The organism is Kitasatospora sp. Ki12 (assembly GCF_054601375.1).
This window is the reverse complement of record NZ_BAAIHT010000001.1, coordinates 2,585,761-2,600,099: the sequence shown is the minus strand read 5'-3', so window position 1 is coordinate 2,600,099 and position 14,339 is coordinate 2,585,761. Positions and strand designations below refer to the sequence as shown.

Sequence of the window (14,339 nt, the reverse complement as noted above, 5' to 3'; positions counted from 1 at the left end):
GGCGAGGTCTCGGAGACTTCAACAGTACCGAGTCAACGGTAACCGCGCGTACGTCCGCCACCGACAGCTCGACCCGGACCGAAGGTCGGCCCGGGTCGGGAAGCTGTTTCGAAGGTGGTCGGCCGCGTCAGCCGAAGATCCAGAGGCTCAGCTTGGAGAAGCCGTAGTCCAGACCGGCGACGAAGGCCATCACGACCACGACGAACACGACGACGACGGTCGTGTAGCTGGTGAGCTCGCCCTTGGAGGGCCAGACCACCTTGCGCAGTTCGGCGATGATCTGCCGGTAGAACAGCCCCATGCGGGCGAACAGGCCCTTCTTGGCCCGCTTGCCGGACTTCTTGTCGCCGGAGCGGTTGGCCCGCTTGCGGTCGCGGCGCGACAGCGCCTTCTCCTCGCCCTCGACGGGCGTGGTCTCGGAAGCGCCGTCGGCACCCTCGGGGTTGCCGCTCTCAGGCGTTGCGGTGGAGCCCGTGGTCTCCGTCACTCGTCCTCACCTGAATCCGGGTCCTGCCGAACTTCGCCGCGCACCCGGTGGGGCACGACCAGCCGGCTAGCGGTGCTGATCGGTGCCATCTCCGCATCAAGCCCGCTCGCTCTGTGGAGCGAACGGGCTGAAACGGATCTGACAGCAGGGCAAGAGGGACTCGAACCCCCAACCGCCGGTTTTGGAGACCGGTGCTCTACCAATTGAGCTATTGCCCTACGGTGCCTCGCGGCTCCGGTGGCGACCAACCTACCGCATCTCCCCCCGCTGTCTGTAACAGCGGTGAAAGCTCCGGTCTTTTCGGCGGGCCGTCGAGCAGCGAGTGTACGTGGTCGAGGGGCGTTTGGTCGAACCTCTTCTTCCGGGACGATCGATCGCCCGGCGGATGTCCGGCCCGGCGCGGTGCCCGCCGACGGATCGCCGGGCACCGCGATGCGGAGGGGGCCGTACCGATCCCGGAAGCGTCATGTCCGGCCCGTCCCGGTTCTGCGACCATGCAGACATGAGCGCTTCCACCCAGCAGCCCAGCCAGTCCATCCGCCCCGCCGACCGCCGGGTCTCCGCCCGGATCGGTGCGATCGCCGAGTCCGCGACCCTCGCCGTGGACGCCAAGGCCAAGGCCCTCAAGGCCGCCGGCCGGCCGGTCATCGGCTTCGGTGCCGGCGAGCCCGACTTCCCGACGCCGGACTACATCGTCGAGGCGGCCGTCGAGGCCTGCCGGGACCCCAGGAACCACCGCTACACCCCGGCGGGTGGCCTGCCCGAGCTGAAGGCCGCGATCGCCGCCAAGACGCTGCGCGACTCGGGCTACCGGGTGGACGCCTCCCAGGTGCTGGTCACCAACGGCGGCAAGCAGGCGATCTACGAGGCCTTCGCGGCGATCCTGGACCCGGGCGACGAGGTCATCGTCCCGGCCCCGTACTGGACCACCTACCCGGAGTCGATCCGGCTGGCCGGCGGTGTCCCGGTGGAGGTCGTGGCCGACGAGACCACCGGCTACAAGGTCTCGGTCGAGCAGCTGGAGGCCGCCCGCACCGAGAACACCAAGGTGGTGCTGTTCGTCTCGCCGTCCAACCCGACCGGCGCGGTGTACACCGAGGCCGAGGCCGAGGCGATCGGCCGCTGGGCGCTGGAGCACGGCCTCTGGGTGCTCACCGACGAGATCTACGAGCACCTGGTGTACGGCGACGCCACCTTCACCTCGCTGCCGGCCCTGCTGCCCGAGCTGGCCGACAAGTGCGTCGTGGTCAACGGCGTCGCCAAGACCTACGCGATGACCGGCTGGCGGGTGGGCTGGGTGATCGGCCCCGCGGACGTCGTCAAGGCCGCGACCAACCTGCAGTCGCACGCCACCTCGAACGTCTCCAACGTCGCCCAGCGCGCCGCCCTGGCCGCCGTCGCCGGCGACCTGGACGCCGTCGCCGAGATGCGCGAGGCCTTCGACCGCCGCCGCAAGACCATCGTGCGGATGCTCAACGAGATCGAGGGCGTCCTCTGCCCCGAGCCCGAGGGCGCCTTCTACGCCTACCCGTCCGTCAAGGGCGTCCTGGGCAAGGAGATCCGCGGCAGGCGCCCGCAGACCTCCGGCGAGCTCGCGGCCCTGATCCTGGACGAGGCCGAGGTCGCGGTCGTCCCGGGCGAGGCCTTCGGCACCCCCGGCTACCTGCGGCTCTCCTACGCGCTCGGCGACGCCGACCTGGTCGAGGGCGTCAGCCGGATGCAGAAGCTGCTCGGCGAGGCCCGCGACTGACGTCGAGCCGACGTGCCGGTGTCACTTCGCCCCGAGCCGAAGGGCCGCGCCGGTGTCGAAAGCGACGAGCGACCAGCGACGAAGGCGCGCCGGAGCGAGGAGCGTCGACGCCGGGCCCGAGCGGCCCGGAGGCGAGCGAGCGGGCGAGCGACCGCCCTTTTTTCACCCCATCGGGGGACGGGAAGAGGGCGGTTCCCGTTTGGGAGCCGGATACGGCAGTATCGGTGAATGGAACGCCTGTTGAACCCGCGAGACGTCAGGGGCCTCCCGAAGGCCCACCTGCACCTGCACTTCACCGGCTCGATGCGCCCCGCCACGCTGCTGGAGCTGGCCGACAAGCACGGCGTCCGGCTGCCGGAGGCGCTCAGCTCCGCCGAGCCCCCGAAACTGCGCGCCACCGACGAGCGCGGCTGGTTCCGCTTCCAGCGCCTGTACGACACCGCCCGCTCGGTGCTGCGGGACGAGTCGGACATCCGCCGGCTGGTCCTGGAGACCGCCCAGGACGAGCGGCGGGACGGCTCCCGCTGGCTGGAGATCCAGGTCGACCCGACCTCCTACGCGCCCCGGCTGGGCGGGCTGATCCCCGCGCTGGAGCTGATCCTGGACGCGGTGCGCGACGCCGCCGACGCCACCGGGGTGGGCATCCGGGTGCTGGTCGCGGCGAACCGGATGAAGTCCCCGATGGACGCCCGGACGCTGGCCCGGCTGGCCGTCCGCTACGCCGACCACGGGGTGGTCGGCTTCGGCCTCTCCAACGACGAGCGCCGCGGCCTCGCCCGGGACTTCGACCGGGCCTTCGCGATCGCCCGCCAGGGCGGGCTGCTGGCCGCCCCGCACGGCGGCGAGCTGGCCGGCCCGGAGTCCGTCCGGGACTGCCTGGACGACCTGGGCGCCGGCCGGATCGGCCACGGCGTGCGGGCCGCCGAGGACCCCCGGCTGATGGAACGGCTGGCGGCCCGGCAGATCACCTGCGAGGTGTGCCCGTCCTCCAACGTCTCGCTCGGCGTCTACGAGAACCCCGAGGAGGTCCCGCTGCGCCGGCTCTTCGACGCCGGGGTGCCGCTGGCACTGGGCGCGGACGACCCGCTGCTGTTCGGCAGCCGGCTGGCCGAGCAGTACGACCTGGCCCGGGACGTCCTGGGCTTCAGCGACGCCGAACTCGCCGAGCTGGCACGGCAGTCGGTGCGCGGCTCGGTGGCGCCGGAGGCCGTCCGCAAGGAGCTGCTGGCGGACATCGACGCCTGGCTGGCGGACGGGCACGCCCCCGCGGACGTGCCCGTCACCGCGGGCGCCAGTGCCGGCGTCACCGCGAGCGCGAGCGCGAGCGCCTAGAGCGCGACGCCCACCATCACCGGCTCGTTGACCAGCTCCACCCCGAAGGCCTCGCGGACCCCGTCCCGGATCTCCCGGGCCAGGGCCAGCAGGTCGTCGGCGGTGGCCGAGCCGCGGTTGGTGAGCGCCAGGGTGTGCTTGGTGGAGAGCGTCGCCGGACCGCTGCCGTAGCCCTTGCCGAAGCCGGCCTTGTCGATCAGCCAGGCCGCCGAGGTCTTGGTGCAGCCCTCCGGGGCCGGGTAGGCGGGGGCGTTCCCGGCGCCCGGCCGGGTGCGGAAGGACTCGTACTGCGCGGCCGTGAGCACCGGGTTGGTGAAGAAGGAGCCCGCCGACCAGGTGTCGTGGTCCGCCGGGTCCAGCACCATGCCCTTGCCGGCCCGCAGCTTCAGCACCGCCTCGTACGCCTCGACCAGCGGCACCCGCTCGTCCTGGGCGACGCCGAAGTGCTTGGCGACCTCGGCGTACCTGACCGGGCCGGAGAGCCCGTCGTGGTCGGCGAGCCCGAAGCGGACCCGCAGCACCACGTAGCGGTCCGGCTCGGCCTTGAAGCGGCTGTGGCGGTAGGAGAACTCGCACTCGGCGTTCGAGAGGGTGACCACCTCGTCGGCGGCGCGGTCGTAGGCGACCACCTCGGTGATCGTCTGGGCGACCTCCTGGCCGTACGCGCCGACGTTCTGCACCGGGGTGGCACCGGCCGAGCCGGGGATGCCGGCCAGGAACTCGACGCCGGCCAGGCCGTGCTCGCGCACCGCGCGGGTGACCGCCTCCGACCACACCTCGCCGGCGGCCAGCTCCAGCACGGTGCCGTCCACGGTGAAGCCGGCGGTGGCGATCCGCAGCACGGTGCCGGGGAAGCCGGCGTCGCCGATCACCAGGTTGGAGCCGCCGCCGAGGACCAGCAGCGGCTCACCGGCCGCGTCGGCCGCGCGGACGGCGGCGATCACCTCGTCGTCGGTGTGGGCGGTCACCAGACGGCGGGCCGGGCCGCCGAGCCGGAGCGTGGTGAGCGGGGCGAGGGGGGCGTCGTTTTCTACCAGCACGCCCACCAGCGTACGGGGGGACGGGCGGCCCCCCGGCCGTCCTTCCCCCCGCACCCGTTCCCGGGCCCGTCCCCGCACCCGTCCCCGCATCCGCCCGGATCCGGGCCGCACCGGCTCAGACCCGGCCCGCTCAGACCCGGCCGGCTCCGGCCCGGTCCGCCACCGGCCGCCCGGCCGCGGCCTCGGCCGCGACGACGGCCCGGCGCCGGCGCGGGATGAGCGCCGCGGCGAGCGCCCCGGCCCCGACGGCCACCGCGCCGACGTACAGCGCGGGCACCAGCCCGTCCGCGAAGGCCTGTGCCGACTCGTAGCCGCCCTGCGCCGAGAACACCGCCGAGAGCGAGGCCACCCCGAGCGCCCCGCCGACCTCACGCAGCGCGTTGTTGGCGCCGGAGGCGATGCCCTGCTCGTGCGGCCGGACGCTCCCCATCACCAGCTGGGCGGTCGGGCCGAAGTAGAGCGACATGCCGATCCCGCAGACCACGATGGCCGGGATCTGGGCGAGGTAGTCGAAGCCGCCGCCGCCCGCGACCAGGCCGAACAGCGCGAGGCCGGCGGCCTGGAGGGCCAGCCCGGCGACCACGATCGGCCGGCCGCCGATCCGGTCGGAGACGATGCCCGCGATCGGCGAGATCAGCAGCGGCATCGCGGTCCACGGCAGCATCCGGATGCCGGCCTCCTGCGGGCTGTAGCCGCCGACGCCCTGGAGGTACTGGCTGATCAGGAAGATCGAGCCGAACATCCCGAGGTACATCAGCAGGCTGGCTGCGTTGACGGCGGAGAACGCGCGGCTGCGGAAGAGCCGCATCGGCAGCATCGGGTGGGCGGCCACGCGCTGCTCGTAGCGGACGAACGCGGCCAGCAGCAGCACGCCGGCGATCAGGGCGCCGAGGACCAGCGGGCTGGTCCAGCCGTCCGGGTTGCCGCGGATCAGGCCGAGGACCACCCCGAACATCCCCAGGCTGACCAGCACGGTGCCGGGGACGTCCAGGGCGCGCTCCGCGCCCCGGCTCTCGCCGAGCCTCAGATAGGCCAGCGGCAGCAGGACGAGCCCGACCGGGACGTTCACCCAGAAGATCCACTGCCAGGAGAAGTGCTCGGTGAGCGAGCCGCCGATCAGCGGCCCGGCGGCGACGGCGAGGCCGCTGACGCCCGACCAGATGCCGAAGGCCAGACCCCGCTTGGCCTCGGGCACGGCGGCGGTGAGCAGGGTGAGGGTGAGCGGCATCATCACCGCGGCTCCGACGCCCTGGACGGCCCGGGCGGCGATCAGCTCGCCGATCTCCGGGGAGAGGGCGGCCGCGGTGGAGCCGAGGGTGAAGACCGTCAGGCCGACCAGGAAGATCCGGCGCCGGCCGAAGCGGTCGCCGAGGGCCGCGCCGAACATCAGCAGCACGGCGAAGCTCAGGGTGTAGGCGCTGACCGTCCATTCGAGGTCGGACAGCCCGCCGCCGAGTTCCTCGCGGATCGACGGCAGTGCGGTGGTGACCACCAGGTTGTCCAGGGCGGCCATGAAGCTCGCCGCGCTGACGATCACCAGGGTCCAGACCGCGGTCCTGCCGAGGGCCGGTTTCTCCGTCATGACTTCCCCCAGTTCCTCCAGGTCCGGGCCTTCCGGATCCTAGGTAGTTATTGATCAATAACTTTCTGGGGCCGAAAAGAGGCCGCACGGAGTCCACCGTGCGGCCCGCCTACTCGGCCGGGTCGTGCGCGTTGAAGCCGCTCCAGATCCGGTGGTCCTCCGGGAAGCCCAGCGCCACCAGCGTGTTGATCAGCATCCCGTGCGCGAAGAAGTGCGTGGCGTCCCCCATGTCCCCGCCGATCCGGATCCTGACCCGCTCGAACAGGGACTCCCAGAGCCGCCGGGCCGAATCCCCGATGCCCTCCTCGCCCGCCGCCCGCGCCGCGAACACCGAGACGTAGAGCTGCATCTGCATCATGAGCTGGTCGCGGTCCCCGACCAGTCCCATGTAGGCCTCGGACATCGCCTCGGCGGCGGCCGAGCCGGTCAGCCCGGCCGAGGCCTCGTCGAACACCCGCCAGGTCTCCTCGACGCAGCGCTCGGCGGCCGCCTCGAAGATGGCCTGCTTGCCCGGGAAGAGCCGGAACAGGTACGGCTGCGAGACGCCCACCCGACGGGCGATCGCCTCGGTGGAGGTGCCCCGGTAGCCGCCGCGGGCGAACTCGATCATCGCGGCACGGACGACGCTCTCGCGCCGCTCCTCCGCGCTCATCCGCATGCTCGACCTCGCCATGGGTTCTAAGTTAGTGGCCAATCACTACCTACGCAAGAGCGCGGCCCCGGCCGACCCCGGCGAACTCGCCGTCCGGGGTCGGCCGGGGCCGGTCCCGCCGCTCTCAGACGAGGCGGACGATCGCCCGGGACATCCCGAGGACCTTCTGCCCGCCGGTGGTGGCCAGCAGGTCGACCTGCACCTTGCGGTCGTCCAGCTTCTTGGCGACCTTGGCCGAGACCTCGATCACCGCGCCCACCCCGTCGTTCGGCACCGGCACCGGACGGGTGAAGCGCACGCCGTACTCGACCACCGCGGCCGGGTCGCCGACCCAGTCGGTGACGACCCGGACGGCCTCGGCCATGGTGAACATGCCGTGCGCGATGACGTCCGGCAGGCCGACCTCCAGGGCGAACTTCTCGTTCCAGTGGATCGGGTTGAAGTCGCCCGAGGCGCCCGCGTAGCGCACCAGTGTGTCGCGGGTCACCGGGAAGGATCCCGCCGGCAGCTCGGTGCCGACCTCGACCTCGTCGTAGCTGATCGCCATCGCGCTCACTCCCCCGCCTCGTCGGCGGCCCGGGCCACCAGGGTCATGACCGACGTCACAACGTGCTCGCCGGTCGCGTCCGTCACCTCGCCACGCACGGTGAGCACGTCGTTGCCCGCCAGCGACTTGATGTTGTCGATGGTCACGGCGACCGACAGCCGGTCACCGGCCCGCACCGGGCGGGTGTAGGCGAACTTCTGGTCGCCGTGCACGACCCGGGTGAAGTCCAGGCCAAGCTCCGGGTCCTCGACGACCTGGCCGGCCGCGCGGTAGGTGATCACGAACGGGAAGGTCGGCGGGGCGATCACGTCCGGGTGGCCCAGCGCCTTCGCCGCCTCCGCGTCGGTGTACGCCGGGTTGGCGTCGCCGATCGCGATCGCGAACTCGCGGATCTTCTCCCGGCCGACCTCGTACGGCTCGGTGGGCGGGTAACTACGCCCGATGAAGGAGGGGTCGAGCGCCATGGCAGCTCCTCGGAACACGGATGGACACGAAGCGGACGGATACGGAAAAGACTCCGGGCCACACCCCTCGTGAGGGATGCGGCCCGGAGTCGAAGACCTGATTCACACAGGCCCGATGCCCTACGACAGGGTCAGCGGGTCTCGCGGTGCGCGGTGTGCGAGTTGCAGCGGGGGCAGTGCTTCTTCATCTCAAGACGGTCCGGGTCGTTACGCCGGTTCTTCTTGGTGATGTAGTTCCGCTCCTTGCACTCCACGCAGGCCAGCGTGATCTTCGGGCGGACATCGGTGGCAGCCACGGGAGTGCCTTCCTTGGACAACGAATAAGAACACAACAAGAGTAGCCGACCGGGAGTGCGATCTCCCGACCGACTACGCGGGGTAGCGGTGACCGGACTTGAACCGGTGACACAGCGATTATGAGCCGCTTGCTCTACCAACTGAGCTACACCGCCACAGTGATCCGTGGCACAGCCGAGGCTGACCACTTCTCACCAGAGCCCCCATGCGGAATCGAACCGCAGACCTTCTCCTTACCATGGAGACGCTCTACCGACTGAGCTATAGGGGCGAACGAGGAAGAGATTACACGTTTCGCGCCCGGAGGTGAAATCCGTATCCCGCGGCGAAGACCGCAGGTGGGCGGGGCGCGCGGACGAGCGATCCAAGGCCGGGCGTTCGATCGGCCCGTGAGCCCGGCGGCCCGACCCGATACGACTATTGCCCGCCTCCCGGCGCCCCGCCCCCGAGCCCCATAGGCTCGACGCTCATTGATCGGGTTGATCGGGATCGACTGGCCGACCGCACGGGCCGGCGCGAGAGGGGGCCGGCGATGGACAGCGCAGCCGCCGACGGGCCGCACCAGGGGCCCGGCCCGGCGGCCAACCCGCTCGGGCACGGTCCGGTCCTGTTGCTCACCGGCGCCCGACTGGCCGACGGGCGGGTGGTGGACGTCCGGATCAGCGGCGACCGGATCCAGGCCGTCGGCACCGTCGGCAGCCTCGGCCCGCTGCCCGCCCTGCCCGGCGCCCCCACCGTCACCACCGGCGCCCGGATCGACCTCACGGGCTACCTGCTGCTCCCGGCCCCCGCCGAGGCGCACGCCCACTACGACGACGCCTTCTCCGCCGCCCTGCCCGCCCCGCCGCCGGACACCCAGGGCGACCTGACCCAGCGGGTCACCGAGGCCGCGCTCACCTCGCTCGGCTACGGCGCCACCGCGCAGCGCACCCACGTCCGGATCGGCGACGTGCACGGGCTGCGCCGGCTGGAGGCGGTGCTCACCGCCCGGCAGGCACTGCGCGGGCTGGCCGAGCTGCAGGCGGTGGCGATGCCCCGGCTGCTCACCGGCCGGGCCGGCGCGGACGGCCGGGCGCAGCTGCGCGAGGCGCTCAAGCTGGGGGCCACGGCGGCCGGCGGCTGTCCGGAGCTGGATCCGGACCCGGCCGGGTACGTGCAGCTGCTGCTGGAGGCCGCCCGGGAGGCGGACTGCCCGGTGGACCTGCACACCACCGCCGCCGACGCGGCCCAACTCGCCCGGCTGGTCGGCGCCTTGGCGCCGCTGCGGCCACGGGTGACGCTCGGGCCGTGCGGCGCGCTGGCCCGGGGTGCCGCGACGGTGCTGGCGACCGGCGGGGTGCGGGTGGTCTGCCTGCCGCAGAACGGCGGCTGCACCGGGCTGGAGGGCCGGTCGACGGGCCTGCGGCCGGGCCTGCTGCGGGAGTTGGCGCAGGCCCGGGTGCCGCTGGCGGCGGGCAGCGGGGCGCTGCGCGACCCGTCCAACCCGGTCGGCCGGGCCGATCCGCTGGAGGCGGCGTACCTGCTGGCGGCGGGCGGGGAGCTGGAGCCGGAGGCGGCGTACGACGCGGTGGCGAACCAGGCCCGGGCGGCGCTCGGGCTGCCGCCGGTCCGGGTGGACGCCGGGTTCCCGGCGGAGCTGCTGGCGGTGCGCGGGGACAGCCTGGCCGGGGCGCTCGCGGGCGGGCACAGCCGGCTGGTGGTGCACAGCGGCCGGGTGGTCAGCCGGACCAGCGCGGTGCGGGAGTTCGCGGACACCGTGGCACTGGCGCTGCCGCGGCAGTCCGGGAGCACCGAGGACTGACCGTGCGGGCCGGGGCCGGCGGGTCGGCCTCCGGAGGCGGCTGGCGGGAACGGAAGCAGCGGGCAAAAAGGGGCGCGCGACGGATGGTCGCGCGCCCCTCCCCCACCTGCTGGCCGCCGTTCTCGACGGCGGCGCGAGCGGGCCCGGGCTTCCCCCACACGGAGCAGGGCCCGCTCGCTTCGGTACCGACGCTACGCCCACGGAGCACCGCCCTCCACCGGCCTTGACGCTCTCCTGGCGCCCTCCCGCCCGCTCTTGACGGCCCGTTGACGACCGGGCGCCCCGGCTCCCGGACCGCCCGCCACCTCCACCGCGCGCCGCCCCGCCGCGCGCTACGGCACGTACCGGTACCCGATCCCCGGCTCGGTGATCAGGTGCCGCGGCCGGGTCGGGTCGCGCTCCAGCTTGCGGCGCAGCCCGGCGAGGTAGACCCGCAGGTAGTTGCCGCGCCCCTCCTGGGCCGGACCCCACACCTCGCGCAGGATCTGCCGGCCGGGCACCAGCCGGCCGGGGTTGGCGAGCAGCAGGGCGAGGATCCGCCACTCGGTCGGGGTGAGCCGTACCGGGCCGTTCGGGCCGGTGACGGTGGTGGCCGCGAGGTCCACGGCGTGGTCGCCGATCACCGGCCGGGTGGGCGGGACCCCGCCCAGCGGGCGGCGCAGCACCGCGCGCAGCCGGGCCAGCAGTTCCTCCATCAGGAACGGTTTGGTGAGGTAGTCGTCGGCGCCGGCGTCCAGGGCGCCGACCTTGTCGGCGGCGTCGCCGCGGCCGGAGAGCACGATGATCGGCATCGCGCTGTGGGTGCGCAGGCCGCGCAGCACGTCCATCCCGTCGAGGTCGGGCAGGCCGAGGTCGAGCAGGACGGCGTCCGGGAGCGAGTGCGCGGCGCGGTCGAGCGCCTCGCCGCCGCTGGCGGCGGTGCGGACGGCGTACTGCCGGGCGCTGAGGTTGATCCGTAAGGTCCGCAGCAGCGCCGGCTCGTCGTCGACGATCAGGATCTCACTCATGCGGTGGCTCCTCCCCGGAGGCTGCGAGGTCGGCGGGCTCGGTCCCGGAGTGCGCGGCGGGCAGGGCGAGCAGCATGGTGGTGCCGCCGCCGGGGGTGTCCTCGACCTCCAGGCTGCCGCCCATGGCCTCGGCGAGGCCCCGGGAGAGGGCGAGGCCGAGGCCGACGCCGGTGGTGTTGTCGGTGTCGCCGAGGCGCTGGAAGGGCAGGAAGACCCGGTCGCGGTCCTCGGGGGCGATGCCGGGGCCGCGGTCGATCACCCGGATCTCGACCTGGTCGGCGTGGTGGCTGGCGGTGACCAGGACGGGCGCGCCGGGGGCGTTGTACCGCAGCGCGTTGGTGATCACGTTGGCGAGCACGCGTTCCAGCAGCGGCGGGTCGGCGAGCACCGGCGGGGCGGTGTCCAGGTCCAGCGGCTGGATCGGCGCGTACGGGTCGGGGAGGCTGTCCAGCGCCCTGGGCAGGATCTCGTCCAGGTGGATCTCGGTGAGGTGCAGGGTGAGCGCGCCGGCCTGGAGGCGGCTCATGTCGAGCAGGTTGTCGACCAGCCGGGTGAGCTTGACCAGTGATTCGTCGGCGGTGGCGAGGAGTTCGTCCTGGTCCTCGGGTGAGAACTCGACGTCGGGGCTGCGCAGCGAGCCGACCGAGGCGAGGGCGGCGGCCAGCGGGGTGCGCAGGTCGTGGCTGACGGCGGCGAGCAGGGCGGTGCGCATCCGGTCGGCGGCCTTGATCGGCTCGACCTCGGCGGCGACCACGGCCAGCCGGTCGCGTTCCAGGGCGGCGGCGACGTGGGCGGCGAAGGCGGTGAGGACGCGCTGGTCGGCGGCGGGCAGCCGGCGGCCGGTGAGCACCAGGACGGCGTCCGCGCCGACCGGGACCTCGGTGGACTCCTGCGGGCCGTCCTCGTCCTGGCGCGCGCTCCGGTGCACGCCCTGGCGCGCGGTCCGGTGCTCGCCCTGGTGCTCGCCCTCGCAGTGGGCGAGCACCTCGCCGTCGGCCCGGGAGAGCAGGGCGACGGCCCGCATGCCGAAGGCCGTCCGGGACTTCTCCAGCAGGGCGGGCAGGGCGTCGGCGCCGCGCAGCACGCTGCCGGCCAGGGTGGAGAGGGTCTCGGCCTCGGCGGTGGCCCGGGCCGCCCTGCTGGTGAGCCGGCCGGCGTGGTCGACCACGGTGGAGACGGTGAGCGCGATGGCGGCGAAGACCACCAGGGCGACGATGTTGTTGGTCTCGCCGATGGTCAGGCTGTGGATCGGCGGGATGAAGTAGTAGTTCAGCAGCACCGAGGCGACGAGCGCGGCCACCAGGGCGGACATCGCGCCGCCGAGCAGGGCGACGATGACCACGCCGAGCTGGAAGATCAGGGCGTCGGTGGTGAGGTTGATCCGCTGGTGCGCCTGGGAGAGCAGGGCGGTGAGCAGCCAGGGCAGGACGAGGCCGGCCGTGTAGCCCACGACGGTGCGCCGCCGGGAGTGGCGGCGGCCGAGCGCGGGCAGCCGGCCGCGGCCGGTGAACTCGTGGGTGACCATGTGGACGTCGATGTCCTCGGAGGCGTCCACCGTGGTCTCGCCGATGCCGGGGCCGGTGAGGAAGCGGTTGATCCGGCCGCGGCGGCTGGTGCCGAGCACCAGCTGGGTGGCGTCGTGGGCGCGGGCGAAGGCGAGCAGCGCGGTCGGGATGTCGTCGCCGACGACCACGTGGTAGCTGCCGCCGAGGGTCTCGACCAGTTGCCGCTGCTGGGCGAGCGCCCCGGAGGAGGCGCCGGCCAGGCCGTCGCTGCGGGTGACGTGGACGGCCAGCAGGTCGCCTCCGGCCGTACGGTCGGCAATGCGGGCGGCGCGGCGGATCAGGGTCTCGCCCTCGGGGCCGCCGGTGAGGGCGACCACGACGCGTTCGCGGGTCTCCCAGACCCGGTCGATGCGGTGGGCGGCCCGGTAGTCGCGCAGGCCCTCGTCGACCCGCCCGGCGACCCAGAGCAGGGCGAGTTCGCGCAGGGCGGTGAGGTTGCCGACCCGGAAGTAGTTGGAGAGCGCGGCGTCCACCTTCTCCGCCTTGTAGACGTTGCCGTGGGCCATCCGGCGCCGCAGTGCCTGCGGGGCCATGTCGACGAGTTCGATCTGGTCGGCCCGGCGGACCACCTCGTCCGGGACGGTCTCGCGCTGCGGGATGCCGGTGATCTTCTGGACGACGTCGTTCAGCGATTCCAGGTGCTGGATGTTGACGGTGGTGATGACGTCGATCCCGGCGGCGAGCAGTTCCTCGACGTCCTGCCAGCGCTTGGGGTGCCGGCCGCCGGGGATGTTGGTGTGCGCCAGTTCGTCGACCAGGACGACGGACGGGCGGCGGGCGAGCACCGTGTCGAGGTCCATCTCCTCGAACTCGGAGTCCCGGTAGGAGCGCCGGACCCGCGGCAGGACCTCCAGGCCAGCCAGCATGCCCTCGGTGTGGCGCCGGCCGTGGCACTCGATGTAGCCGACCACGACGTCCGCCCCGCGCTCCTGTCTGCGCCGGGCCTCGTCCAGCATCCGGTAGGTCTTGCCGACCCCCGGCGCGGAGCCGAGGTACACCCTCAGCCGGCCGCGGCGGATGCCTGAGCCGGGGGTGAGGTCGCGGGCCATGGGCACTGCTCTTTCCATCGGGAGGTGGTGCACGTCTGCGGACACGGGTCGGCCGGCCCGGGCGCGGGAGTCGTCCTCCCGCGCCCGGGCCGGCCCGGTCACTCTCGCTTCTGATGCGGCGTCACTTCTGCTCGCTGAGCGCCTTGTTGAGCAGCACGACGTTGACGGCCTCGTTGCCGAGGAAGCCGAGCGGGCGGCTCTCGGTGTACCGGTCGACCAGCTGGTTCAGCATGTCGGCCGGCAGCCCGCGCTCCTTGGCGACCCGGTTGACCTGCTCCTTGGCGTAGGCCGGCGAGATGTCCGGGTCGAGGCCGGAGCCGGAGGCGGTCAGCGCGTCGGCCGGCACGCTCGCCGGGTCGACGCCGTCGAACGCGGCGACGGCGGCACGGCGGTCGTTGACGGCCTTCAGCAGGTCCTCGCTGTTCGGCCCCTGGTTGGAGGCGCCGGACGAGGAGGCGTCGTAGCCGGTCCCGGCCGCGGAGGGGCGGGGCTGGAACCACTTCGGGTCCGGCTGGGCCTCCTCCTTCGGGTCGTCCGGGTTCTTCTTCGGGAGGTTGAAGTTCTGGCCGATCAGGCTCGACCCGACCTCCTTGCCGTCGGCCTTCACGATCGAGCCGTTGGCCTTCTCGCTGAACGCGACCTGGGATATCCCGGTGACCAGCAGCGGATAGGCGACCCCGAGGATCACGGTCAGGACCAGCAGCGCACGCAGCGCGGTGAAGTGGGTCCGCACGGCGGCGGGCAGGGGCTTGGACATGGTGGTGGA

Annotated in this window: 13 protein-coding genes and 3 tRNA genes; 3 read left to right on the top strand and 13 right to left on the bottom strand. The window is 73.2% G+C overall.

Features of this window, described 5'->3' with window-relative positions; all coding sequences use genetic code 11:
• Positions 1-127 precede the first annotated feature (127 nt).
• Complete coding sequence (secE, locus tag ACYP53_RS11425; protein WP_189916029.1) at positions 128-487, bottom strand: preprotein translocase subunit SecE; 360 nt, start codon at positions 485-487, stop codon at positions 128-130.
• Between the two features lie 145 nt (positions 488-632).
• Positions 633-705, bottom strand: a tRNA-Trp gene (locus tag ACYP53_RS11420).
• 284 nt (positions 706-989) lie between these two features.
• Between ACYP53_RS11420 and ACYP53_RS11415 the strand changes: the two genes are divergently transcribed.
• Both ACYP53_RS11415 and ACYP53_RS11410 read left to right on the top strand, forming a co-directional pair.
• A complete protein-coding gene (locus ACYP53_RS11415) occupies positions 990-2,237 on the top strand; it encodes a pyridoxal phosphate-dependent aminotransferase (protein WP_189916028.1) in 1,248 nt (415 codons plus the stop codon).
• Between the two features lie 228 nt (positions 2,238-2,465).
• Positions 2,466-3,569: an adenosine deaminase gene (locus tag ACYP53_RS11410; RefSeq protein ID WP_459647328.1), complete on the top strand. Its 1,104-nt coding sequence runs from the start codon at positions 2,466-2,468 to the stop codon at positions 3,567-3,569.
• Here ACYP53_RS11410 and ACYP53_RS11405 read toward each other — a convergent pair.
• From ACYP53_RS11405 to ACYP53_RS11370, 8 genes are all read right to left on the bottom strand, one after another.
• Complete coding sequence (locus ACYP53_RS11405) at positions 3,566-4,699, bottom strand: UDP-N-acetylmuramate dehydrogenase (protein ID WP_459647327.1); 1,134 nt, start codon at positions 4,697-4,699, stop codon at positions 3,566-3,568. The two genes, ACYP53_RS11410 and ACYP53_RS11405, sit on opposite strands and share 4 nt — an antisense overlap.
• Before the next feature lie 40 nt (positions 4,700-4,739).
• On the bottom strand, positions 4,740-6,191 hold the full coding sequence (locus tag ACYP53_RS11400; RefSeq protein WP_459647326.1) for a DHA2 family efflux MFS transporter permease subunit: 1,452 nt from the start codon (positions 6,189-6,191) through the stop codon (positions 4,740-4,742).
• A 109-nt stretch (positions 6,192-6,300) separates the two neighbouring features.
• Positions 6,301-6,864 carry a TetR/AcrR family transcriptional regulator gene (locus tag ACYP53_RS11395; RefSeq protein WP_229928568.1) on the bottom strand — a complete coding sequence of 188 codons (564 nt, stop codon included), beginning with the start codon at positions 6,862-6,864 and terminating at the stop codon, positions 6,301-6,303.
• 103 nt (positions 6,865-6,967) lie between these two features.
• Entirely contained in the window at positions 6,968-7,390 is a 423-nt protein-coding gene (locus tag ACYP53_RS11390) for a MaoC family dehydratase (protein ID WP_189916024.1), read from the bottom strand.
• Between the two features lie 5 nt (positions 7,391-7,395).
• Positions 7,396-7,854, bottom strand: a complete 459-nt coding sequence (locus tag ACYP53_RS11385) for a MaoC family dehydratase N-terminal domain-containing protein (RefSeq protein ID WP_189916023.1) — start codon at positions 7,852-7,854, stop codon at positions 7,396-7,398.
• Positions 7,855-7,985: 131 nt separating this feature from the next.
• Complete coding sequence (rpmG, locus tag ACYP53_RS11380; protein WP_006604855.1) at positions 7,986-8,150, bottom strand: 50S ribosomal protein L33; 165 nt, start codon at positions 8,148-8,150, stop codon at positions 7,986-7,988.
• A gap of 83 nt (positions 8,151-8,233) precedes the next feature.
• Positions 8,234-8,306, bottom strand: a tRNA-Met gene (locus ACYP53_RS11375).
• A 43-nt stretch (positions 8,307-8,349) separates the two neighbouring features.
• Positions 8,350-8,422, bottom strand: a tRNA-Thr gene (locus ACYP53_RS11370).
• Positions 8,423-8,683: 261 nt separating this feature from the next.
• Between ACYP53_RS11370 and ACYP53_RS11365 the strand changes: the two genes are divergently transcribed.
• Positions 8,684-9,952, top strand: coding sequence for an amidohydrolase family protein (locus ACYP53_RS11365; RefSeq protein ID WP_189916022.1), 1,269 nt, complete (start codon positions 8,684-8,686; stop codon positions 9,950-9,952).
• A gap of 332 nt (positions 9,953-10,284) precedes the next feature.
• On the opposite strand, the gene ACYP53_RS11360 is transcribed toward ACYP53_RS11365, so the two are convergent.
• The 3 genes from ACYP53_RS11360 to kdpC form a co-directional block, all read right to left on the bottom strand.
• On the bottom strand, positions 10,285-10,959 hold the full coding sequence (locus ACYP53_RS11360) for a response regulator (RefSeq protein WP_189916021.1): 675 nt from the start codon (positions 10,957-10,959) through the stop codon (positions 10,285-10,287).
• Positions 10,952-13,573 (bottom strand): ATP-binding protein, encoded by a 2,622-nt coding sequence (locus ACYP53_RS11355; RefSeq protein ID WP_459647325.1) that lies wholly within the window; start codon positions 13,571-13,573, stop codon positions 10,952-10,954. The genes ACYP53_RS11360 and ACYP53_RS11355 overlap by 8 nt, the downstream gene beginning before the upstream one ends.
• 121 nt (positions 13,574-13,694) lie before the next feature.
• A complete protein-coding gene (gene kdpC, locus ACYP53_RS11350) occupies positions 13,695-14,330 on the bottom strand; it encodes a potassium-transporting ATPase subunit KdpC (protein ID WP_189916019.1) in 636 nt (211 codons plus the stop codon).
• Between the last annotated feature and the right edge of the window lie 9 nt (positions 14,331-14,339).